General features: G+C 59.9%; 20 protein-coding genes and 1 tRNA gene. 10 read left to right on the top strand and 11 right to left on the bottom strand.

Features of this window, described 5'->3' with window-relative positions:
* Positions 1 to 203: 203 nt before the first annotated feature.
* From AC0L3K_RS32130 to AC0L3K_RS32115, 4 genes are all read right to left on the bottom strand, one after another.
* Positions 204 to 304: transfer RNA gene (locus AC0L3K_RS32130), tRNA-Lys, on the bottom strand.
* Between the two features lie 429 nt (positions 305 to 733).
* The gene (locus AC0L3K_RS32125; protein ID WP_007601250.1) at positions 734 to 1084 is read right to left on the bottom strand and encodes a phasin; all 351 of its coding nucleotides are present in this window, start codon (positions 1082 to 1084) and stop codon (positions 734 to 736) included.
* Between the two features lie 17 nt (positions 1085 to 1101).
* A complete protein-coding gene (locus AC0L3K_RS32120) occupies positions 1102 to 1965 on the bottom strand; it encodes an alpha/beta fold hydrolase (RefSeq protein WP_007601249.1) in 864 nt (287 codons plus the stop codon).
* A gap of 9 nt (positions 1966 to 1974) precedes the next feature.
* Positions 1975 to 4482, bottom strand: coding sequence for an alpha/beta hydrolase (locus tag AC0L3K_RS32115; RefSeq protein ID WP_354201231.1), 2508 nt, complete (start codon positions 4480 to 4482; stop codon positions 1975 to 1977).
* Between the two features lie 133 nt (positions 4483 to 4615).
* Here AC0L3K_RS32115 and AC0L3K_RS32110 point away from each other — a divergent pair, with 133 nt between their 5' ends.
* The 5 genes from AC0L3K_RS32110 (at position 4616) to AC0L3K_RS32090 (ending at position 7994) form a co-directional block, all read left to right on the top strand.
* A complete protein-coding gene (locus AC0L3K_RS32110) occupies positions 4616 to 5542 on the top strand; it encodes an alpha/beta fold hydrolase (protein WP_473367567.1) in 927 nt (308 codons plus the stop codon).
* Positions 5539 to 6132 carry a hypothetical protein gene (locus tag AC0L3K_RS32105; RefSeq protein WP_007601246.1) on the top strand — a complete coding sequence of 198 codons (594 nt, stop codon included), beginning with the start codon at positions 5539 to 5541 and terminating at the stop codon, positions 6130 to 6132. Before AC0L3K_RS32110 ends, AC0L3K_RS32105 begins: the two co-directional genes overlap by 4 nt.
* Positions 6133 to 6221: 89 nt before the next feature.
* Complete coding sequence (locus AC0L3K_RS32100; RefSeq protein ID WP_007601245.1) at positions 6222 to 6869, top strand: CoA transferase subunit A; 648 nt, start codon at positions 6222 to 6224, stop codon at positions 6867 to 6869.
* A 4-nt stretch (positions 6870 to 6873) separates the two neighbouring features.
* Positions 6874 to 7524 (top strand): 3-oxoacid CoA-transferase subunit B, encoded by a 651-nt coding sequence (locus AC0L3K_RS32095; RefSeq protein WP_473367546.1) that lies wholly within the window; start codon positions 6874 to 6876, stop codon positions 7522 to 7524.
* An 11-nt stretch (positions 7525 to 7535) separates the two neighbouring features.
* Positions 7536 to 7994: a MaoC family dehydratase gene (locus AC0L3K_RS32090; RefSeq protein ID WP_473367545.1), complete on the top strand. Its 459-nt coding sequence runs from the start codon at positions 7536 to 7538 to the stop codon at positions 7992 to 7994.
* Positions 7995 to 8011: 17 nt separating this feature from the next.
* Here AC0L3K_RS32090 and fabI read toward each other — a convergent pair whose 3' ends face one another.
* Genes fabI through AC0L3K_RS32070 form a run of 4 tightly spaced genes read right to left on the bottom strand, consistent with a single transcriptional unit; the run spans position 8012 to position 13228 of the window.
* The gene (gene fabI, locus AC0L3K_RS32085; protein WP_473367544.1) at positions 8012 to 8800 is read right to left on the bottom strand and encodes an enoyl-ACP reductase FabI; all 789 of its coding nucleotides are present in this window, start codon (positions 8798 to 8800) and stop codon (positions 8012 to 8014) included.
* Positions 8797 to 10011, bottom strand: coding sequence for an acetate/propionate family kinase (locus AC0L3K_RS32080; RefSeq protein ID WP_219683120.1), 1215 nt, complete (start codon positions 10009 to 10011; stop codon positions 8797 to 8799). Before AC0L3K_RS32080 ends, fabI begins: the two co-directional genes overlap by 4 nt.
* 5 nt (positions 10012 to 10016) lie before the next feature.
* Positions 10017 to 10979, bottom strand: a complete 963-nt coding sequence (locus tag AC0L3K_RS32075) for a phosphate acetyltransferase (RefSeq protein WP_007601240.1) — start codon at positions 10977 to 10979, stop codon at positions 10017 to 10019.
* A gap of 23 nt (positions 10980 to 11002) precedes the next feature.
* Entirely contained in the window at positions 11003 to 13228 is a 2226-nt protein-coding gene (locus AC0L3K_RS32070) for a DUF3141 domain-containing protein (RefSeq protein ID WP_007601239.1), read from the bottom strand.
* Positions 13229 to 13494: 266 nt separating this feature from the next.
* Here AC0L3K_RS32070 and AC0L3K_RS32065 point away from each other — a divergent pair, with 266 nt between their 5' ends.
* From AC0L3K_RS32065 to AC0L3K_RS32045, 5 genes are all read left to right on the top strand, one after another.
* Complete coding sequence (locus tag AC0L3K_RS32065) at positions 13495 to 14028, top strand: GNAT family N-acetyltransferase (RefSeq protein ID WP_473367543.1); 534 nt, start codon at positions 13495 to 13497, stop codon at positions 14026 to 14028.
* A gap of 1536 nt (positions 14029 to 15564) precedes the next feature.
* The gene (locus AC0L3K_RS32060) at positions 15565 to 16830 is read left to right on the top strand and encodes a glycosyltransferase family 2 protein (protein ID WP_007601236.1); all 1266 of its coding nucleotides are present in this window, start codon (positions 15565 to 15567) and stop codon (positions 16828 to 16830) included.
* Entirely contained in the window at positions 16827 to 17879 is a 1053-nt protein-coding gene (locus tag AC0L3K_RS32055; protein WP_007601235.1) for an HlyD family secretion protein, read from the top strand. The genes AC0L3K_RS32060 and AC0L3K_RS32055 overlap by 4 nt, the downstream gene beginning before the upstream one ends.
* A gap of 950 nt (positions 17880 to 18829) precedes the next feature.
* Positions 18830 to 19594, top strand: coding sequence for an outer membrane protein (locus tag AC0L3K_RS32050; protein WP_007601234.1), 765 nt, complete (start codon positions 18830 to 18832; stop codon positions 19592 to 19594).
* A 279-nt stretch (positions 19595 to 19873) separates the two neighbouring features.
* The gene (locus AC0L3K_RS32045) at positions 19874 to 20923 is read left to right on the top strand and encodes a SphA family protein (protein WP_473367542.1); all 1050 of its coding nucleotides are present in this window, start codon (positions 19874 to 19876) and stop codon (positions 20921 to 20923) included.
* Positions 20924 to 21134: 211 nt separating this feature from the next.
* On the opposite strand, the gene AC0L3K_RS32040 is transcribed toward AC0L3K_RS32045, so the two are convergent.
* The 3 genes from AC0L3K_RS32040 to AC0L3K_RS32030 all read right to left on the bottom strand — a co-directional run bounded on the left by AC0L3K_RS32040 (position 21135) and on the right by AC0L3K_RS32030 (position 22836).
* Positions 21135 to 21668, bottom strand: a complete 534-nt coding sequence (locus AC0L3K_RS32040) for an HdeA/HdeB family chaperone (RefSeq protein WP_473367541.1) — start codon at positions 21666 to 21668, stop codon at positions 21135 to 21137.
* A gap of 582 nt (positions 21669 to 22250) precedes the next feature.
* Positions 22251 to 22478, bottom strand: coding sequence for a hypothetical protein (locus AC0L3K_RS32035; RefSeq protein ID WP_007601192.1), 228 nt, complete (start codon positions 22476 to 22478; stop codon positions 22251 to 22253).
* Between the two features lie 181 nt (positions 22479 to 22659).
* A complete protein-coding gene (locus AC0L3K_RS32030; RefSeq protein WP_219683147.1) occupies positions 22660 to 22836 on the bottom strand; it encodes a hypothetical protein in 177 nt (58 codons plus the stop codon).
* Positions 22837 to 23434: the final 598 nt, after the last annotated feature.

Raw genomic sequence — 23434 nt, 5'->3', positions numbered from 1 at the left:
CGGCTTTCGGGTAACTTGCCCTACGACCGAAGCTTAACGCCCGGCTCTGCGCACCATGTCGAATGGGGTGAGATACAGGACAAAGGAAACTTCACCCGCAGCGATCTGCCCGTGCGCCGTCCCGCCACGAAAGATATCGCGCGAGACCCGTTCTATTCTCGGCCACCATTTCGCGAAGGTATTGGGAAGCAAGAACTCTTATTTGGTGGACGCGCCAGGGCTCGAACCTGGGACCCGCTGATTAAGAGTCAGCCACGGGTCAAATACAATCAATGACTTATGGATCGCACTGCTGCGCTTATCCGACCGCAAATGGGCATTCGTCGCACACCACATTCCACTCCCACCTACAGGATTGGAGCCGGTCGAGATCCCTTGACGAACTTAAGAGCTGATCCGGTTCGGCTGGAATCGCAATCGCGCCAGCGGATTTACCGCCGCGCCAGATCGGTGGCGTTGCGATGCGTCGGGGGTTCGAGTCAGGAGGCCGCTACCGCTTTTCCCCACATGACGCCAATCTGCGATATTTCCTCCGATCGTCCGCCTAAACGGTGGGTTAGATCAGGGTAGGTGCTCGCGCACGGGCAAGGCCTTCCGTCATGAGACGGCGGAACCTCGGAAAACCCCAAATGCAGAGCTGCCTGGTGGGGTTTCATCACGTCACTCATTGATCCTAGTTGCTCAATAAACGATTCCCAGCTTTGCAAGCGACAGCGTCCGCGACGAGCGTGGCTCAATTCTTTGGTGCAAACGCTTCGGTCGCCGCCTTCATGGCAGACTCGCTCATGCTTTTGCTTTGCTCGGTGAGCAATCGCATTTGCGCCTGGAAAAAATCAGATTGAATCTCGAGCGCGTCCTGCATGTCCTTGGCCTGCATGAGTTTGTCGCCGAGGCCGAACGTCGCCGTGACGTTGCGTTGCATGTAGCCGCAGAACTCCTTGGCGTGGTTTGCTATCGGCAGCTTCGAGGCGTTCAGTCCCATTTCCAGCTGCTCGAAATACTCCGCGTTGGCCTTACGCAGGCGAAGAAGCGTCTCGGCGAGCATGGTGCGGATATCCGCTGCGGATGGATTGATATCGGCCATGGTGTCATTCCTCCTTGTTATGCCGCAAGTCCCCCGAACCACGCACCAAAATAGCCGGCGTAGAGCGCGGGCATTTCGAGATTCATCGAATGTCCGATACCGGGCACGACGACGAGGCGGCAGTCCGGCATTGCCGCGGCCATCGCATGAAGATCCGCGGGAGGGATCCAGCCGTCCCGTTCGCCCCACAATACCAGGTGCGAATGCCCGATCTCCGGCATGCGGCTCTCCAATTCCCGACTCTCCCGCTCGCGCGTGAGATTGACGGGCGTCCCGATCCAGATCCCTTCGGAGACGCCGAAGGTTTGTTCGATGATCCGGTCGAACAGCGCCTGGATGTCCGCGCCCCCTGGACGGAATTGCGGGACCTTATTCGGCGCCATGCTTTCCGGCACGAACAGCGATGAGGCCGCGGTCGCCATCACCGACCGGGTCACCTCCTTGCTCGCCATCATGGCGCGGAACAGCCCGATCTGGTCGGCATTAAAAGCCATGCCGAGCGGCGTGACCGGATCAAGCGCAAATACCCGCCCGAATCGCCGTGGCTGCATCAGGAGCATGCGGGCCGCGATGATGCCGCCGGTTGAATGCGTTGCAAGATGGCAGTAGTTGATGTCCAGGGTATCGAGCGCAGCCAGCATGTCCTTTGCGTGCTGCTGCATCGTGTAGTTGGTGTAGTCAACCGCAGGTTTCGGCCGGTCGCTGTCGCCGCAGCCGCGCCAGTCAATGCCGATGACGCGAAGACCAGAAGGAAACAGCGGCGCAGCGAGTTCGATCCAGTCCTTGCTGGCGAGATTGCCGTGGATGAAGACGACGGTAATGTCGCCTTTGCCCCACTCTCGCCAGCCCAGCTGGACTTCGCCCGCCTGCACCATCGGCATGGACCGGTCCTACTTGTTCAGGCCGGCGGTGGGCGCGGCGCCGGCCGGCGTCGGTGCCACCGGCAAAGCAGAAGCCACCGAGCCCTTGATCATACGATCGGTTCCGACCGGCGACGACGTGTCGACGCTTCCGCGCGTCACGAAATCCACTACATCTACCGGGTATTCAACCGGGTTGTCCGTGTGGATGAAGTGCCCGGTCTCCGGATAAATCTTGAGGATCGGCCGGTTGCCCGCATTGGTCATGCGTGTCATGAAGGGCGTGATGGCATCGCGTCCGAGATCCGTCAGTCCATTGAACGCCGGCGTCGGGATGAACGGCTCCTTGTCGCCGAAGGCGAGAAAGATCGGAGCCTTGATCTGCGTGAGCCGCTCGTACAGGTTTTTCGGATCATCCTGCTGGAGCTCCGCTCCGATCGTGTAGACGTCGTAGATGAACACGTTGCACCACTGCTCGAGCTCCTTCGGATTGCCTTTAGTCAGCCCAACGCGCTGCTCGGTGTGGAAGCGGGCATATTCGCTGTCGCTGAAGAAATAGCCGCTCTTCGCCGCAGACACCGCGCCAGTCTCCGGATCGCGTTTCTTGAAATAGAAGAAGTCGCGGATGTTCTGCTCGTCACGCGCCTTCTCGGCGGCCAGAATGCCGGTCTGGTCCCAGGTCGCCCTCCACTTGTCGAAGTCATGATCGAAGGCCGGGTCGAACAGCGGCGCCTTTTTGCCCTTGGCGATGGTGATCTCGCGAGGATATTCCTCGAGACCTGATGGCGCCTCCAGCGCGAGACCTTGCACTGCATCCGGCCAGGTCAGGGCATAACCCATCACGAACTGACCGCCGAGCGAATGGCCGAGATAATACGCCTTCTTGACGCCGAGCTGGTTGACGACGAGATCGTAGATGACCTCGCGCATGTCCTGCATGGTGCGCGCCGGACTCTTGTCGAGATTGCCGGGTCCGGACATACCGTAATGCGGCAGGTCGGGCACGATCACGCGCAAGCCGCTACGCAGCGCATACTGCATGATGTTGCCGTAGTGCCCGCCGAACGCGCCTTTGCCATGGACGATCACAAGGATCTTCGGATCCTTCTCCGTGCCGGCGTATTCATCCATGTAGCCGATCTGCCAGGAATTTCCGCCCTTGTCTTTGGCATTGGCGTATTTGACCGGATAGGGATAGGTCACGAACTCTTTCCAGAACGACTTTTTGGGGTCGATGTTCTCGGCGACGCCGGGCACGCGATAATTCTTGTCAACGAATTTCTGCGCGCGGTCGAGGCTCGCCACATCATCCATGAAGGCAACGAACTTCGGGTCGTTCTTGCGCTGGTTGATGATCGGAAACACACCATAATGTGCGACCGGGCTTTCCTGAGCGATAAGGTCCGCACCGGGTACACGGTCGACAGCCTTCTGAGCCAACTTGAAGTTCAGCCACAGGTCGTTGGTAATGTGCATCACCAACGTGCGCGCCTGGATCCGGCCGAGATAAGCATTGATGTTGTGGGTCTCGCCGACACGGTTGCGCCAGACCAGGTCGACCGCATCGTAAAGCTTGGCACGGTTGACGACGTTCAAAGCCGCCTTTTCGTTCGGGGGGTCCCAATAAAAAATTTCGGGCTGGACGGCGCCCCAATTCTGGGTCGTACGGAACGCAAAGTCATAGCCGGTCATGCCGAGGATCGACCAGCCGAACGCCACGCCCGGCATCGGATGCTTCTCTTTGGGCAGCTTGTAATAATCACCATTCGTTTCCTGCCACACCGGATCGGATTCGATCGCCGCGGTCATCATCTGGAATGTCCAGTTGCCGACAGGATCTTCCCCATCCGACTGCGTGGTGCCACCGATCGGCATCATTGCGCCGATATATTCGGGATGCATCACGCCCCAGACATAGGTCTGCGTGCCGCCCATGGAAACGCCGGACACTAGGGCCACGCGCGCGACCTTCAGCCCGTCGCGCAGCATGCGATAATTGGCCTGGACCATGTCATAGTAGCTGTACTGCGGAAACTTTACGCCGAGACCGTCCGAAGGTTTGCTGGCGCCCCAGGTTCCGAGCGGATCGACCATGATGACATAATAACGATCCGTATCGATGGGACGGCCGGGACCAATAATTGGCACGGTGCCTGACAAGGCTGCTCCTTTGACCCACTGCTCGTACATGTCGGTGGCATCGCCGGAATAATATGAGTTGATGACGACGGCATTGGTGATCTCACCGGCGGCGTTGCGCCGCGGCGTACCGACCGCGATATAGGCGGTGTGCAATTTCCCGACGCCCAAAGATTCGAGCGTGACGCCGCCCTCGCCGCCATTCTCCCACTTCGAGGGATCGGCCAGATCGTACTTGCCCCCAAGTCGAAAATTCGCGATCTCGTAGGTCTTCTTCAGCCCGTCATGCTGCATCTGCGACGAGCGGCGCGTGAAGGGCTGCGCAACCGCGAGCGATGTCCCGATCAACAGCAACAGCAGGCTGATGAGATATCGCCGCATGACATGTCTCCCGACCATGGCGAATTCCTCCGGCAGGCTTTGATTTTGCCAAACGCTAGGAGAGGACGCGGCGCGACCCTTGATCTAGCGCAAGGGAATTCGCACTGACCGCGCGAGTGTCTTGGCACCGAATTACATGCCGGACGCCGCGATGCCTTTCCTCACGCACGGCTCCTACCGGATCCGGTATGAGCTCGACGGTCCTGTGACGGCGCCAGCCTACGTGCTGGTCAATGGACTGACTCAATACTCCGAACTGTGGACCGCTTACCGAGACGCGCTAATCGCACGGGGATTTCGCGTTGCGACATTCGATCTGCTCGGCCAGGGCGCCTCCGACAAGCCGACGCTCTTCATCAATCAGGACGACCATGTCCTTGCGCTGCATCGCCTGATCGAAATGCTCGGTGAAGGTCCGGTCTTCCTCAGTGGAATCAGCTTCGGTGGCCTGATCGCGCTGCGCTACGCGATCGAGCATTGGAGGCGCCTCTCGGGTCTGGTGCCAATGAGTTGCTTTGCCGAGCTTTCGCCTCAACTTCTCCTGATCGGCAACGCACTACGCACCGGCCTAATTCTGGGTGGAACCGGCTATCTCCAGGATCTGCTGCTGCCGATGAATCTGTCCGATGAATGGTTGAAGCCGCTGTTGGATAAGCTCGACGGTGTCAAGCGGCAGGGCTGGCTGGTCAATGACCTCTACGCGCTGCAGAACCTGATGGAGTCGTTCCTCGACTTCCAGCCGCTGACGCCGCAACTCGCCTCGATCGCCGTCCCAACCATGATCCTGAACGGAGAGTTCGACTTCCTGACGCCGCGCGCCCTACACGAGACGCTGCGAGTCAGAATCCCCAACAGCGCGCTCGTGATCATCCCGGGCGCCTATCACGCTTTCACGTTGGAAAAGGGTGCGCTCACAGCCGACCTGCTCGCGCGCTTCGCCGATGACGTGCTGGCCGGACGCTGGCAAGGTAACAAAGCGGTCTGGATTGCGCCCGAAGACCCTGGTGGTGAGCTCACTCCATTTCCCGCCAGCTACGACCATCTGCGTGCCATCCCCGTCCAGAGGACCCGGGCATGAGCGGACTTCTCGGACCACTCGACTCCGAAGGCCGAGTGCCGCACAGCCAGCAGACTCGCGTCGCCGCTTTCCTGATCTCGGCCCATGGCGCTCTCGCAAGGCAATTCGCCCTCGCCCTGCCGGCGAAGTTCGAGGCCGGCTGGCAGACAGAATTGAACGCTCAGTTCTACCGAGAGAGCGAGATCGTGTCGCTTCTGATGCGCGCAACCACATGGGTGCCGGACCTCGCCCTGGGCTATATGGCCATATCCTGGGAGGCCGCCTGGCTTCCGACGCCGAACGAAGGCATTGCCGATCGCATTCTTTGGCAAGCAGTCCACCTCGCCACGCTCGCGCATGCCGTCCACGCCGGGATCCGGCCAGCGGCGTTACTACCGCTTGAGGCAAACCCGAATGACCCCTTCGTGATGGCGCTACGCCGCATCGAGTTCGAGAGCGGACGTCTGTTGCAGGCGCAAATCCTGTTCCTGAAAGGTCCCGACCTGTTACCCTTCCGTGGCACCGTCAGCACAGTCCTGGAAAGCCGACACACCGAACTGCGCAAGCTCTGGCACGACGCGCTCGCGAGCGTGGGAATCGTCCGCGAATGATGCGGAGCCTTGACGCAGATCAAAGCAGCGCGATTTCCGCCCTCCAGCATTCATCGACGCCCTGCACGCGCCGACCGGAGTTCTCCCTCATGAAGGCCATCTCCCTCGAAGAAGCCGTCGCAATGATCCCGGTCGGCGCGAGTGTCATGGTCGGCGGATTCATGGGTGTCGGAACACCGGAGCGCCTGCTCGACGAGGTGGTGCGGCAGAAGAAGGGCGGTCTGTCGCTGATCTGCAATGATGCGGCGATCCCCGGCAAGGGCGTCGGCAAGCTGTTCGATGCTGCGCTGGTCGCGCGATTGACCGCAACGCATATCGGTCTCAATGCGAAGGCACAGCAGCAGATGCTGGCAAACCAGATCACCGTCGATCTGGTACCCCAGGGAACCTTCGTCGAGCGCATTCGTGCGGGTGGATGCGGGCTAGGTGGAGTTCTGACGCCAACCGGCGTCGGCACGCTGGTTGCGCAGGGCAAGCGCGAGATCGAAGTCGACGGAAAGCCTTTTCTGCTGGAGACAGCCTTGCGTGCACAGTTTGCGCTAGTGCACGCCTTCCTTGCCGACTACCTCGGCAACTTGGCGTACGCACTGACCTCGCGCAACTTCAATCCAGTCATGGCGATGGCCGCCGACACCGTGATCGTCACCGCGGAGAACATTGTGCCAATCGGCGTGATCGCGCCCGACCACGTCGTGACCCCGGCGCCGCTCGTCGACTACCTCATTACAAACGGGTGACGACATGGATCCGCAGATCATCATCGCCCGGCGCGTCGCCAAGGAGCTTCGGAGCGGCGACCTCGTCAATCTCGGCATCGGTATCCCGACGCTCGTCGCGAACTACGTTCCAACGGACCTGAAGGTATTCTTCCAGTCGGAAAACGGCCTGATCGGAACGGGGCCTATCCCCGAGCAAGGCCTGGCGCATCCGACGCTAACGGACGCAGGGGGGCGCCCGATTAGCGCGCTGCCCGGGGCCTCGACCTTCGACAGCGCGATGTCGTTCGGACTGATCCGCGGCGGCCATGTCGACGTCACGGTGCTTGGCGGCCTTCAAGTCGATGCCCATGGCCATCTCGCCAACTGGATGATCCCGGGCAAGATGGTTCCCGGCATGGGCGGCGCCATGGATCTCGTGAGCGGCGCGAAGCGGGTCATCGTCGCCATGCAGCACGCAGCAAAGGGCAGGTCGAAGATTGTTGCGAAATGCAGCTTGCCGCTCACCTCGGCGCGGCCAGTGAATCTAGTCGTCACCGACATGGCTGTGATCGGCTTTGCCGATGGCACGGCGACGCTTCTTGAGACCGCGCCGGGCGTCACGATCGGCGAAGTGATGGCTGCGACTGAAGCCGACCTTCTCGTCGGCGACCATGTCCCGGAGATGATGATCTGAAGGTGAAGGGCATGCGGATATTCGGCAATTTTGATGAGATAAGATCTGCGGTCGGTACCGAAATCGGCGCTAGCGACTGGATCGCGGTAACGCAGGACCGGATCAACAAGTTTGCGGAAGCGACCTGCGATGAACAGTGGATCCATGTCGACCAGGAGCGCGCGAGGAAAGAAATGCCCGGCGGCACCACCATCGCCCATGGCATGCTGTCCCTGGCGCTGGCACCGATGTTCATCCGCTCGGTGATGGGGTTAAAAGGCCTCCGAAACACCCTGAACTACGGCGCCGACAGGATCAGGTACCTTTCGCCGGTCCCGGCGGGCTCAAAGCTGCGTGGCCGCGTCAGCGTTGCTGAGACGGAGGATGTCCCTCCCGACGGGCTGCGCGTGAACTATCATCTGGTCATCGAGATCGAAGGCGGCAATCGACCGGCCTGCGTGGCCGAGCTAATCGCCCTGCACTATCGCTGAGTCGCATCCCGTCCCCTTCAGTCGATGATGTGATAACCACCATCAATATAAAGAACGCTTCCTGTAATGAGCTTGGCGCCGTCGAGCGCGAGAAATGCCGTGGCGTTGCCGACGTCTTCAATGCTGACCAGGCTGCGCGACGGGGCCTTGGATTGCGCCTTGTCCATCAGTTCGTCGAACTCTGGAATGCCTGATGCCGCTCGCGTAGCCAGCGGCCCGGGCGAAATCGCGTGCACGCGGATGCCCTTCGGCCCAAGCTCGGCGGCGATGTAGCGGACGGAGGCTTCGAGCGCCGCCTTGGCCACACCCATCACATTGTAGTTTCCGACCACCATCTGGCTGCCGTAATAGGTCATCGTGAACATGGTGCCGCCGTTCTTCATCAGCGGCTCGGCCAAATGCGCCATGCGCATGAAGGACCAGCAGGAGACCTCCATCGTCTTCAGGAAGCCGTCGCGACCGACGTCCACCACACGTCCGTGCAAGGCTTCCTTCGGTGAGAATGCGATCGAGTGCAGCAGGAAATCGAGCTGGCCCCAGTCCCTCTCGACCCGGGCAAATACTTCTTCGGTCTGCCCCTCCGTCATTACATCGAGTGGCATGAAAATAGACGCCTCAAGTGCCTGGGCAAGAGGCTCGACGTGCTTCTTCGCGCGGTCGTTCAGGTAAGTGACGGCTAGATCGGCACCAAGCGCACGAAAGGCCTTGGCGCATCCCCATGCGATCGACTGGTCGTTGGCGATGCCCACGACGAGGCCTTTTTTCCCCTTCAGGGCAATCTTGGTATCCGGAAATACGGGAATCATGATGCCCTCTCCTGTCTTTGATCGGTCGATGTTCTGTTCATCAGCACTGAGAGAGTGTGCTGCGCGATCATCAGCTCCTCGTCGGTCGGCACCACATAGACTGGAATGCGACTGTCGGGACCCGAGATCAGCTGTGAGTGGCGCGTATTCTCGGCTTGATTGAGGGTGACGCCCAGCCACGCAAGCTGGCCAGCGACATGCGCGCGAATTGTTGCGGAGTTTTCGCCGATACCAGCCGTAAACACAAAGGCGTCCAGCCCCTGCAGCGCTGCGGCAAGCATGCCGGCACTGAGGCCTATGCGATAGCAGAAATATTCGACGGCCAGTCTGGCTCTCGGATCGTCACTGCTCTCCAGCACGCGCATATCGTTGCTGACGCCGGATAACCCCTTCAAGCCGCAATCGCGGTAAAGGAAGTTCTGGATGTTGGAGGCAGACATCCCCTTCTCGGAAATGAGATAGAGCACCACCCCAGGGTCGATCTGACCAGGGCGGGTTCCCATCGGAAGCCCGTCGAGAGCGGTGAAGCCCATAGTGCTTTCGACGCTTCGTCCCACGCTGAGAGCGCACATCGAGGCGCCGCTTCCGAGGTGAGCGACGATAATCCGCCCATTCGCAACTTTCGGCGCGACCTTTGGCAAGGTCTTCGCAATGTACTCGTAAGAGAGACCGTGAAAGCCGTAGCGGCGCACGCCCTCGGCATAAAGATGATGTGGAATCGCATAATGATCGGCCACCGCGCTATGTGTGCGATGAAATGCGGTATCGAAACAGGCGACCTGCGGAAGCTCCGGGAAATTGCCGAGAATCGAGCGGATCGGCGCCAGATTATGGGGTTGATGCAGCGGCGCGAGCGCGATGTACCGCTCCAGCCGGGTCACGACACCATGATCGAGCTGGATCGGCCGATCGTAGTCCGGGCCACCGTGAACGACGCGATGACCGACCGCGATCGGGTGAATGCGTTGCTCGTCCCGCAACCAGGCGCCGGCAATGTCCATCGCGGCCGGAACATCCGGCACCGCCTCGATCGGATAGGCGCGATCCGCAACCGGATCGCCGGTGGAGCCACTCGCGCGCAAACGCGGGCGGCTGCCGATCCCATCCATCTGCCCTTTCAGCTGTCGCCGCAATATTCCGTCCCCCTCGATCGAGTAGACCTGGAACTTGACGCTGGAGGAGCCGGCATTGACCACAAGGATGGTGTCCATGGCGTTCACGCGGCAATCGTTGGAGCACGCCGGCGCCGGGCATGGGCATACAGCGCTGCGACCGCGCACGAGGCCATCCGCGCACGCGCCGAATCCGCGCGTGAGGTCAGGACGACCGGGACCCGGGCTCCGAGCACGATGCCCGCGCCGTCCGCCTTGGCGAAATAGGCGAGGTTCTTTGCCAGCATGTTGCCGGCCTCCAGGTCGGGAACGACGAGGATCTGCGCGCGACCGGCGACCTCGGACTTGATCCCCTTGATGCGCGCCGCCTCCAGGTCGATGGCGTTGTCGAAAGCCAGCGGTCCGTCGAGGATCCCTCCGGTGATCTGCCCGCGATCCGCCATCTTGCAGAGTGCTGCCGCCTCGATCGTAGACGGAATTTTCGAGGTCACGGTTTCAACCGCTGACAGGATTGCCACGCGCGGTGACTTGCCGAATCCAGCTTCCACGTAAAGATCGATCGCGTTCTGGATGATGTCGCGTTTGGCGTCCAGATCAGGGAAGATGTTGATGGCCGCGTCCGTCACGAAGATGGTCTCGGCATAGGCCGGCACGTCCATCACGAAGACGTGGCTGATACGGCGGTCGGTGCGCAGGCCTCCGGCCTTCGCGGTGACCGCGCGCATCAATTCGTCGGTGTGCAAGCTGCCTTTCATCAACAGCTCACCTCGGCCGGCGTGGATCAGCTCTACCGCCTTTGCAGCGGCTTCATCGCTATGCGCTGCGTCAACGAGCTCGAAGGCCGCGATGTCGAGACCATGCCTGGCGGCCGTATCCCGGATCTTCCTTTCAGGTCCGACCAGGAGCGGCCGGATGATGCCGGCCTGTGCACTATCGACAGCGCCGCGCAATGAGCTTTCATCGCAGGGATGCACGACGATGGTTGGGGCCGGCGGCACGGCCTGCGCGGCCGCTATCAGACGGTCGTACTTGCTCGGGGACTGTGCCTGCGACGTGTCGGCTGACATGAGCCGGTTCCTTCCAGACAGCGTTACGATGCCTTCGCCTTGGGGTCGAAAGGGGCAACGTTCGACGCCCTCCCCGACGTTTCGGCGTCGAGACCGAACAGCTGCGCGACACGCTGCAGGCGGCTGGCGCGCTCGCCTGTGATGTCCTCGCTGGCCGACAGCACCTCGCTCATCGTCGTGAAAGCCGCGCGGCGCTGATTGACATCGTCGGGAAGCAACTTCGGGATAACGGCCAGCGCCGCCTCGCGATCGAGCAGCAGCATGAAGAACTGCTCGCGAACCAGCATCTTAAATTCGGCAAGCGCTAATCGCGCTCCGCTGTTGTCGTGACGAGCCTGACGCAACGCCTCGATGCTGCGTTCATCCACCATTCCTCTCGCCGAGCCGATATAAAGCAGGGCACGGATGGCCGCCTCGCGAAGCCCGCCTTCGCCAATCCTGGATCGGAGCTCGGCGATCCGTTTGTCGAGCATGGCACGGTGTTCGGCCGGCATCTCGCGCCCGCGCGACGGTTCAGCTTTCGGATCTATGCCGACCGCCGCCTGTAGCGCCGGGGAGCCGTAGACGTTGAGGAAGATCGCCTCGCTCATCGCTTCCTGCGAATCGCGCCAGCTGTCCAGCGCATGAACGATCTGCTTAGAGACCTGCTCCTGAAATGCCAGGAACGGATTGTCGTTCGAAACCGGCTTGCGGTTCTCTTCTAGCCCTTCCGCTGCCGATTTCACCGCCGTCATCCATGGATTCTGACTGCTGAAGGCCTCATACTGCGTCCGCAGCGGGTGCAGGTTACGCATCAAATCTGCCGTCTGCGGCGCCACCATGCCCTTGATCCAGGGCTGCACGAACTTGCGATAGGCGGCAAGATTAAGCTCCGAGACGCGTTTGGCCGCGGCAAAGCGCCGCTCGTCCTCAGGCGAATTGCCGCCCATGGCACGAATATCCTCGAGTGTTCGGGCCTCGCAGCGCATCACCCATTGGCCAACAACGAGATCGGAACTGGTGGTTTCCTCGTCCTTGGCTTCGAACGTCGCTTCGTAAAGGCCGGGCGGTAGTACATCGATCAGATCGATGTTGCTGGAAAATTCAGCGTGCTCCTTCTTGGCGACGCCGCCCGAGACGAAGATGCCGAGATGGCCGACGCTCTCGTGAACGGTATAGACGATCGTTTGCCCATAGGCCCTGATGTCATCCACGTCGGCGTAGCATTCGAGGATCCAACCCAGCGCCTGCTGCGGCGGAGTGATGTTGTCGCCCTTGGAGCAGAACACCACGATCGGCGAACTGATGTTGCGCAGGTCTACCTTCTGCCCGTCGGATAGGGTGATATTGCCAGCGGCCAAGTTGTTGCCAACGAAGAGTTCGTCGACAATGAACTGAATCTCCTCGGCGTTGAGATTGACGTGCCCACCCCACCAGCGCTCGAACTCGAGGTAGCGATCGGCTTCGGTATCCACCTTCGAATAAACATTGTACTGCTTGGTCCAGAGCGTGTTCGACGGGTTTTGGCCTTCGAAGTTCTGGACCAGCCAGGCACCATCGAACTTCCCACCGCCGAGATCGCTAACGAGCGCAGTTAGCCAGCTTCCGCCCAGCAGGCCGCCCGAATATCGCATCGGATTTTTACCATGCACGCCGGCCCAGTACGCGAGCGGGGCTCCGGCGATGATCAGTGGACCGAACAGATCCGGCCGAACCGAAGCCAGGATCATGACCGCCCATCCGGCTTGGCAATTGCCTATGACGCAGGGTTTCCCGTCAGCGTCCGGATGGAGACTGATCACCTTTTCGATGAACAGTGCCTCGGCACGCGCGATACGCTCGATCGTCTGGCCCGGCACCGGCTCCGGCAGGAAGCCGATGAAGTAGCAGGGATGTCCCGCCTTCATCGCGACGCCGATCTCGCTGTCGGCCTTGAACCCGCCGATCCCTGGACCGTGCCCGGCGCGTGGATCAATCACGATGAACGGCCGCCGTGTGGAATCGATCTCGACGCCGGCTGGCGGGATAATGCGGACAAGCGCGTAATTGACGGGTTCGTCCAACTTGCGGCCATCAATGATCAGTTCGGCCGCATATTGCAGAACGTGTGGCGCGGTTTGGGCGACGTGCTCCCGATATTGGTCGCCGCGCCGGCGCATCACATCGAGAAAGAGTATGCTCCGTTGCCCCGCATCGACCATGTATTCAACGGCCGAGGCGACGAGACCGGACATCGAACCGCCGGGCGTTCCAGGCACTTCCATCTGCATGCTCCGACCTCAATGTCGTATGAATGCATCCAAAGCCCGCCGCAACTGCAGGCCTTTGATATAGGTCAATGCTGGACGGCGAGTACGCCGACCCAGTCGTGTCACGTCGGTCCTCCCGCCGGAATGTGTCGAGCTGACTGCCGAGATTCAGGCCGCCCGCTTTTTTGCGAGGTCCCTTGATACAAATCAAACGGGCAGCCGACCGCCCCATTCATAGACGAGCCTCAGGCCGACGTGTTTTCCGGCCGCCTGAGCCGAGACCTCGCATGCCGGACATCGCTAAATACAGCGCGACGGAACCCTTGCGGGACGGCAGCACGTCCGAAATCCGAGCGCTGCGGCCGGCCGACGAGACGGCCGTCCTCGACGCGCTGGATCAGACCAGCAAGCAGTCGTTGCAGCGCCGTTTTTTTGGGATCAAGCGTCATTTCTCGGACAAGGAGCGCGCGTTCTTCATGGATGTCGACTTCATGAATCACGTCGCGCTGGTGTGCGAGGTCGGGCAATCCGAGCGTACAATGATTGTCGGAGGCGCTCGATATGTCGTGTTTGAGCCCGGACGAGCCGAGTTGGCGTTCGTCGTCATCGACGCTTGGCAGGGCCGAGGCATCGGCTCCATCTTGATGCGCCACCTTGGCGAGATCGCCTCCAATAACGGATTGCGTGAGCTGACTGCGGAGGTCCTGCCCGAAAACAAGTCAATGCTGGCGGTGCTCGGCAAGTTTGGCTTCAGGCGGGACGGGAACCGCGACCCCCACACGATGCATTTGGCGCTACGCCTGGACAATGAGGGGCGGTGATCAATGAGCGGTAAATGGTTCGGGCCCGCGCGCTCAAACTCAACGCTGGTTCATTGACCACAAGAACTCCAGCAGGATTATGCCGCGAGGTGCATCCGTCGGCGTTACGGAAAGCGTGGGCCGCACGTACGAGCAACGTGTTGCTGTAAGGCCGATCCGAGAATGCCGGACTTACCACCAGAGAACACGCTCTCGCGCATCGCCAAGCCGCGAGTTCTCTCGCGCACGAGCCGTCATGAACCTTGCTGATGTCGCAGTCGAAGAGGCACATTATGAAACCCTTTACTCTGCTGCTCGCTTCAGCATCTATGTTCGCATGCGCTGACGATAGCCACGCAGTCGTGAGAATTGCCAATGACCGCGGTGGCTTGATTCAACGTTACCTTGATCGATATGAGGAGTTGAATGAGACTGGCCAAACCGTGGTAATCGATGGCCTCTGCGCGTCCGCCTGCACGATCGTACTAGCAAAACTCCCAACAGATAGAGTTTGCGTGACGGAAAGGGCAAACCTTGCTTTCCACGCAGCTTGGGATCTCGGCCCTGGTGGACGCCATGTTACAAATCGAGGAGCTACACGGATGATCTATTCGATGTACCCGGCTCCAGTTCGGAGTTGGATCTCAGGCCGGGGTGGTCTGTCGCCCCACACAATCTTCCTTCGCGGTGCGCAGTTACAGACGATATTTGCGCGCTGCTATTTGGACTCTGCAGTCTTCCTGCGGTCATAGTCCTTCGCCGGCGTCTGGCCTGCAATGTACAGCGATTGCCGCATGGGAAGTCGAAAAAGGCGCTTTGATCTATCTCAATTCTCTGACAGCAGCGGGCCTCAGTTTGAGGGAGTCGCGTCCATCGTTCCGCCGCGCCGGCCGGACGGTTGGGCGCTTCCAGGGAGCTCGATATGATCAAATCGCTCGGAATCGCCGCATTCGCCTTCTTCTTCGCAGTATCGGCTCAGGCGATGACGCCTGCCCCGATTGCACAGCCCGAAAGCCTGATTACGGAAGTCGCTGCTGCCTGCGGCGTCGGTAGGACACGTATCAATGGCGTGTGCGTCGCACGGACGACCGTCCGTCAAACCCGTCGGGCGGTCCGCAGATGTGTGAGAGGGACAACGTGCTGATTGCTTGTCCTCAAGGACAATACGCAAAGTGGTTCATCGTGATTAGATTTGGGGAGTACCGACCCCAACGGTACATCGACGCCCCCCACCGGCCTCAGTCTTTCCAGACTGGGGCCGTCTTGCGCCTGAAAGGTTGGACGGACCGGTCACCTTGTGGGTTTCATCGAACCGGGAACAACTCCAACCGCAAAGCTGATGCCGGCACGCCAACAATCAGCCTTCGAGAGCCGGTCATCGTCAACCGACGAAGCCGACGATGCAGATGAATAGCGCAGACACAAAAAGCAAATGTTTACGCAATTTACCCCGCGACCATCAACGCGATGGTCTTCATTTTCCCGTCTGATAATTGCCTTGCGCGCCTTGTTTGGTCGGATGGTGGGAATGGTCCTGTCGTGGCGGAGGTGGCCGGCATGTCCGAAATGATGGAAGTGCTCGCCGGAACGAGTTTATTTCTACTCGCTTTCTCGCTGCTGATATTCGACATCCCCCGCTACACCTTGTCGCTGGTGTCTCTTGCTCTGTTCAGCTCGAAGCGGCGAAGCGTCGGCGGGACGGTTTGCCAGGCGACGGTAAGCGTGATTATCCCGACATTCAACGGCGGCTCCGGGCTTGCTCCTTCGATCAGCTCGCTGCGCCGGCAAACCCTCCGACCTGTCGAAATCATCGTCGTCGACGACGGCTCCACCGACGCAACACGCGCGGTCGCGGAGCGGGCGAAAGCGCAGGGCCTGGTTGACATGGTCATCTGCCATGGGACCCGCTGCGGCCGCAGCGCTGCCATCAACGCTGCAGCACGGTTTGCCCGCGGCGATCTTCTTTTGACCGTAGATGCCGACACTGTCTTCGAACCGAACGCGGTTGAGCGCCTCGCGGCTGCCTTCGACGATCCGCTCGTCGCCGGCGCAAGTTGCAACATCGCGATCAGTAACGAGCGCGACTCGATATGGACAGGACTTCAAAGCGTCGAATACCTGATGTCGATCACCGCGGGGCGGTCGATCCTCGACGTGGTGGATGCGATCGCGTGTCTGTCCGGAGCCTGTTCCATGTATCGCCGGGATATTTTCGCGCAGCAGGGCGGGCTCGACGTCGGCCCGGGAGAGGATATGGAGTACACCTTGCGGCTCCGCAGACTCGGCTATGTCATTCGGTTCGTGTCCGACGCCTGGGCGGAAACAGCCGGCCCCGCAAGCGGCGTAAGTCTATTGCGACAGCGCGCGCGCTGGGATCGCGATGCTCTGCGCATCCGCTTCATGATGTATGGCGAGCTGAGTTTTCGCCATCCGCTGGAGCGTTTACCGGACACGATCCAACGGCTTGACTTCATCGTCTTTGATCTCGTCCCGACGCTCAGCCTACCGTTCTACTTGGCCTACATTGTGCTGTTGTTCGGCTCGGATGCCGTGCTGTTTCTGTCGGCGGTCTACCTGTTGTTGCTCTGGATCTCGGTCTTCAATATGGCACTTGTGTTCGCCCTGTTCCATCGGTCGGTCGGAACGTTTGGCTGGAAGATGGCTCTGATCTTTCCCTTTTACCAGGGTGTCTATCTGAAGTGCGCGCGGTTCTTTTCCTACTCTTCGGAAATCATCTTTGCCTCTTCGCGGAACGATGATTTCGTGCCGCCGCGCGTTCGCCGTGCACTATTCGGCGATCGGACGAAGGAAGTGGCCAAATGACCGTCACCCTAACACGACTCGATCCCCATATCCCCGATCCCATCGAGAGCCGTCGGCGTGCGGCCGGACGGGCCGTCCGCGCCGCCTATGCGACAATCGTATTCGGCATACTCGCATTCTTTGTCGTCTATTTCGGGAGGCCAATTCTTTATCTCGGCGGCCCGGGCAGCGTGTCCTCACCGAGATATTTGGTTTCACTGCCTTACATCGTGCAGATCAACAGCATCACCGTGCTGAGAGGTGCATCGGTCAAGGCCGGCGACGAAATCGGAAGGGTTCGGTCTCCGCAGCACGATGAGATTGTCGCCACCTATATGCGCTCGCTCGCGGACATCGCCGGTCGCAAAGCGGAACTGCGTGTTAAGGCCCGGGTTGCGCGCGAATCTCTCGACGCGGCGCGCTCACATCTGCGGCTTGCTGAGGAAGCTGTCGAACTTATCGCAAACTCATCGGCCGCGAGCCTGAATTACCGCATAGACATGTCCCGGGAGCGCGCCTTGGCGAACAAAGCCGTGGTCTCGCAGGAGGCGGAAGCCGCCGAAGCCAGCACTCAATTGGCCGCTCTCGACGAATTCAGCCGGCAACTCGGTGATCGCCTCGAAAAGGTTGAAAGCAGCTTTGCAGACGGGAGAGTCTTCGCGCCCATAGCTGGCATAGTCGCGAACAATCCTGCGCGCGCCGGCCAATCCCTGGTGGCGGGCACTCCGATTGCAGAAATTCTCGACCCCACGGATGTCTTTGTCGACTGGTACGTTCCTAACGAACGCCTGTCCGATCCAAAAGTCGGCAACGAAGTCTTTGTGCTGTTCGGCAACCGACGAATTCTGGGCAAGATCGCGGAAATCCTCCCGGTGTCAGATGTGTACCCCGGGGCGGGTTCGTCGGCGGCGCGCGAGCGTACCGCCTCGCAAATCGCGCGAATTCGGTTCAACCCAGGCGCTCATCGCCCGGCGCTGAACTCGGCCGTCGACGTTCACATGCACTACACACAACTGAGCGCGCGGATCGCTTCAGTGCTGGTGAGATTATTCGGGCTCGACGAGCTGTGAGAGTGAGCGAGGTGCAGCATGCAGGTCGAAGCGAACCAAACGGGTTGCCCGGCTTGCGGCTCCTCCACGCTAGAATTGTTTCCAGTATTCCACCACATGATGTGCGCCTATGTTGGTCCGGAGTATGACTTCACGCCAAACATCGCGGGATATACGTGCCCGAAGTGCTGCCGGGGCATTGTGCCAGCTGATCCAGCTTGCGAGATCGTGGGGACTAGCGCGCGCTGCACCCGATGTCGGGGTGAGATGGTCATGGCGCCAGAGTGTGCCGGCTAGCGCGTAAGGGTCAGCGGTCCGTCTTGTATGCCGGCAGCCCGAAAAGCTATTTCCGGCCGGGGCGTTCATCCATTGGCACAAAGTGCACTGGCCAACCACTGCGCATCTGCTTGTCTAGAGTGCGCCTTGCCGATTCTTTCCAGCCCCCAAGCTTCCAGGATTGGCAAGATCGTACAGGCCCCGGCGCGGCATCAGCTTCGCCGGGGCCACGGACGCGGGGATGGTCCAGGACTATGGACACAGAGACAGATCGGCAACGAGGTTTGGAGTTGGGTCGCCGCTGGGCAGAGCATGCTTCGGCGCACGAGCTTGCCACCATGGTGAGCGGGTCGTTTGATGATCTCAGCGAAATTCTGCCAGCGGACGCATCTGATGAGTTCGTCGGCGGCTTCCGCGAAGGCGTGTTGCACGTCTGCGCGGGGCCTAGGATCTCAGCATAAGGGTGCGGAGATGAGACCAAGCGCCCTTGCCCCCCATCGCGGAAAATTCCAGGCGGCCAGTTGACTGGTCAACATTCCTGACACAACTCAAACGCGCAAGTTGCTCAATTTTCCCAACTGTTGCCACGTAAGCACACCGAATTCCAGGCGGCTCAGCTAGCTTCGAGCTGGAATGCGGGACTGCCAAGAAAAGAGCCGGCATCGTTAGGGTGAAACGTGGATGGAGCAAAAAGAATGAAGAAGATTTGGTTGAGTGGCATGGCCTTGCTGGCCGTGAGCATGGCGGCACCCGCGTCAGCGGCTGATCTGGCTGCTAAACCTTATGTCAAGGCCCCGCCCCCGGTGATCGCGCCGATCTATGATTGGACCGGGTTCTACATCGGCGCCAACGGCGGTTGGGGACAAAGCCACGGCTGTGTGGATTTCGTGACGCCAGCAGGGACGGTCGCAGGTGGTTGCGCCGATCGCTCCGGCGGCCTCGCTGGCGGACAGATCGGGTACCGCTGGCAAACCAATCAGTTTGTGCTCGGCCTGGAAGCGCAGGGAGATTGGGCAGAAATCAAGAATACGCGCGTCAGTCTGATCGACCCGCTGATTTCGACAACCGGTAAGATTGACGCCATCGGGCTCTTCACGGCGCAGCTCGGCTGGGCGTGGAATGCCTCGCTGTTTTACGTGAAGGGCGGCGCCGCCGTGACGCGCAACCGATTCGATATATTCAACAACGTCACCGGGGTCGGCCTGGCATCGGCGGGCCACACGCGCTGGGGCGGCGCCCTTGGCGTCGGCTGGGAGTACGGCTTCACGCCCAATTGGTCGTTCGGTATCGAATACGACCATCTCTGGATGGGCCGTGATAATGCCGGCTTCGCAGGCGTAGTCACTCCCGGAGGGTTCGTCCTCACCGGCAGCGGCGTCAGCCAAGATGTGGATATGGTCACGCTTCGGTTGAACTACCGCTTCGGTGGATACGGCGCACCGGTCGCGGCAAGATATTGATCGCACCAACCTTTACAAACCAAAGCCCCGGCATGCCGGGGCTTTTTTTGTGCTTATGAATTCTTGGCGCTCGAGAAGCCGAGCATCTCCAGCGCAAGCACCTTGAGGGCTGCAACTGCGTCATCGCCCAAGACAATTGTCTCGAGCTGTTACCATTCTGTGACGCATTTTGACGTTGCTTGTGCCTAGTAGTGAAGGCCGTCGTAACCTGGGTCCTGCAGTTCGCGGAGCGCTTTGCTGTAACAGCGCTTGCTGCAAGTACTGCCCAGAGATTTGCAAATGGGATCAAACAAACAGGGAAGCTGCGTCATCGACTATCTGGCGGTGGCCGCTCTCGTGCTTTGCGCTGATGTTTCGCATGCCGACCAGGGCGGTAGCTCATTCTGGTTTCCGGGTCAGTTTGCAAGTCTCTCCGCGGTGCAGCAGACACCGGGCTGGGCGCTCAGTGTCATCGATTACCATTCCAGCGTCGCCGCCGCGGGGAGTGCTGCTGCGGCCAAAGAGATCCTGGCCGGCAAAATCCCCGCGAACGTCAACGTTAATTTGAATCTGCGTCTGAACGGGCGGGCCGATCTGGTCGCCCTTACGCCATCGTATACTTTCGCTACGGCGGAGCTTGGCGGTCAGTTGGTCGTAGGTATATCGGGCCAGTACGGCAGAGCCGCCACTAGTATCGCCGGAACACTGACAGCGATAGCCGGACCGATTGTGGTGACGCGTACCGGAATGCTCGAAGGCTCGCTTACCTCCTACGGCGACCTCGCGCCCTTCGCGCAACTACTATGGAACCTTGGCGTCGACAATTACATGGCTTACGTCACGGGCAATGTTCCCGTCGGCGACTATGATCCGACGCGGATTCCCAATATCGGGCTCGGGCACGGCGCGATCGACATTGGGGGCGGCTACACCTATTTCGACCCGGCGGCAGGAAACGAAATCTCGGGCGTCGCCGGCCTGACCTACAATTTCAGGAATCCCGACACCCAGTACCGGAGCGGCATCGATTTCCACTTCGACTGGGGCGCATCGCACTCCCTCACTAAGCAGCTTTTCGTCGGCATTGTCGGATACGCCTACCAGCAAGTCACCGACGATTCCGGCCAGAACCCGATCCTCGGTAGTTTCAGGTCCCGCGTTTTCGGTGTCGGTCCGCAAATCGGGTACAGCTTCCCGGTCGCAGACATGCAGGGCTTCCTTGGTCTGAGGGGATACGGCGAATTTGGTGCAGCGAACCGTCCGTCGGGATGGAACACCTGGCTAACGTTCACTATTTCCCCGTCCGTTCCCGCCGCCGTAGCCGCCAGGAAGCATTTGGTTGTGAAATAAATCGGTTCCGAACTGGAAGGTCGGCTGCGGTCGGCCGAGGTCTCAAATGAGTCAAACTGCGAAGAACTCCAAGCTTCGCAAATCTTGTCCGACATGCGTCACTGAGCGAACCTCGATGAAATGCGCCGCTACTTGGCTGACGGCCATCAACAGGAGTCAAACTAATACAGGGCGCGCTCTGTTGCTCGCAAGCGGCGGGAGACTGGTCCAGCTAACTAGCTCTATTCTGAATGGCCGTTGGTAAAGTGCGGGATTTGTTCTTCTTGCAGTATGCGACGACCGCACTGGAGTTCCTCTGCAGGCGCTCGTAGTCCAATACACTGTTGCTTGCTGCTGCGTTGTAGTAGCCGCTCATGAAGTATCTTACAAAATCTTGATCCGCTGGACCGTATGCCAACCAAGTTCCGCAGGTGATCTTGTTAAAATCCAGCGTAGCGTTAGACACCGCAGTTACGCCTATCGATTTTTCCAGCCCTACCATCACACTGGCATTCGGGTTGGACTGGCACCACCCTCTTACGTTTGTGACATTTGCCCGATGCAGGTCAAAATCAACAAACGTCCTCCGACTTTCATAACTAAACCAGCCGGTCATCCAAGCCGAAAATTTGCCCGACGGTGTAGCCGGCATGGCGAGATATTCGCTACAGGTGATGCTGCGAATGTCCGTCGTTGTGCCAAGCGCCTCACTGGCGAACGTTGGGGCGATTAGGACGAACGTAACGATACTGAACCTGCACCTCATTGTGATGACTCCCGTAACGAGTGACCGACAGACTAATCGCGATTTGCTGTCACAGGACCTGCATCCCGCGGATCCAAAGAGTAATCACCCATAGTGGCAAGTGCCCGATTTGATCTAGATCAACCCACCAGGTAAGGAGGAGAGTCAGCCCGCTGCGCGGGACGCGATAAACTGCAAATCGTGTCACCGTTGTGACTGATGTCACGTGGAATCCCGTCTTGCCAAACACGTTGCAATGCTGTGCTTCGGTGTGCTCCCTGCCAGCGGGTCCCCGCGGCATGTGCAGGTCGCTCATTGATATTTGCCGATCGGACATTGACTTGGCGATCGGTTTTGCAAGGGGCTTTGCTAAACAAATGCAGAGCTGCCTAGCCGACGTGCCGGAGGGATGATGCGCGAACTAGGCGCCTTCAATATCCGCTTCGTCAAAAGTGCCAATTCTCATCCGCAAATTTCCGGTCTGTCCCTATCAGCCGACATTTGGCAGCGTGGGATCAAGGCAGCCACGGGCCAGGAGGAGACATGGCTCTGGCACATTGGCCTGGCCAGATAACGGGCAACGCCTGAGACATTCGTTTCAACTCAGATGGCAGCACCGGCCAGCAAAAAAGCGCCGCCAAGCGCGACCATCACAAGTCCAGGCCAGTTCGATTTGATGCCGAAGCCGCTACCCGGTCTTTCAGGCTCCAGCGTATCACGCCCGGAGCGAAGCCGCCTTCCACCGCTGAGTCGGCCTCGCCAAATGGGCTGAAACGCCATTTGGAGCACGCCGCCGAAAACAAGGAGCACACCAAGCCATATGAGGGTCATGCTCGCCTCCTCTACCCGCGAACGCCGAGAGTGTGCGCCGAGAACCCGTGGTCCATTCAGCGCCTGTCCGCTGCTCTCTCGGAATTAGACCGACCTTGAAAGCCGCCGGACGCACGAGCGCGCCGGCACGCAGGCTGGGGATCACGCTCTCCGAAGCTCAGGCTACGTATAAGGACCCTGCTTAGTCTTCATCCGGCTCGCGCACGACCGGCGGTTCGTCGGTTTTGTCTTCTTCTTCCTCTTCCTCTTCGTCGTCTTCCTCTTCGTCATCATCAGGATCTTGGGGCGGCATCGTGTTGCCCATGATCGCGAAGGCACGCCGGTCGATCGCACGAATTAACTTGGGGAGTAGGGTCATGTTGTTACTCCTCAGATGTGACCCTGGAGCACTTTACCCCTTTTTTGGCGGGGCAGACACGGAGTTGGCGGCCGGCGCGGACGAGGTCCGGTTATCCCTGTCAGCCAAGCCACAGGTAAGTGTCGAGTTTCTCAGATTCGGGCCAATAAGGGACCTCACGCCGATCGCTGCTTGAGATCGGTTTCATCTGGAGTCCGCTTCATTCTGTCACTCCGTCTTCGTCTTCGGACGTTCAATAAGTTGGTAACTGGGAACGTGGGTGCTTTCCTGCCACGATTCCAGAGCAGCTCCGCAGATTGCGCAGACCGCGTCACCTGTATGCGGTACCAGGAACTTCTCTTCGGTGCGTCTGTACTCAGCACCGCAAGTGCATTGCACAATTGTCACCATGCCGATGATATGTGCTTCGGATCGCGGAATTTCCAGTCCAAGCAACTTTCGTTGTTCTCTCGCGAGTCGGCCGTCACTTTGTTGCCGCCGGTCGAGTCGGTGAACGGAGGGAAGTCCGCTAGACTGTATGTCCCCCACAAAATGAGGCGACTCACCCTCGATGTTGCGACGAGGGTTGCCCGGATGGACCGGGTAGAGCCTCAAACAA

The sequence above is a fragment of the Bradyrhizobium sp. MI1.10 genome (assembly GCF_055811035.1).
This window is presented reverse-complemented; position numbering and strand designations above follow the sequence as displayed.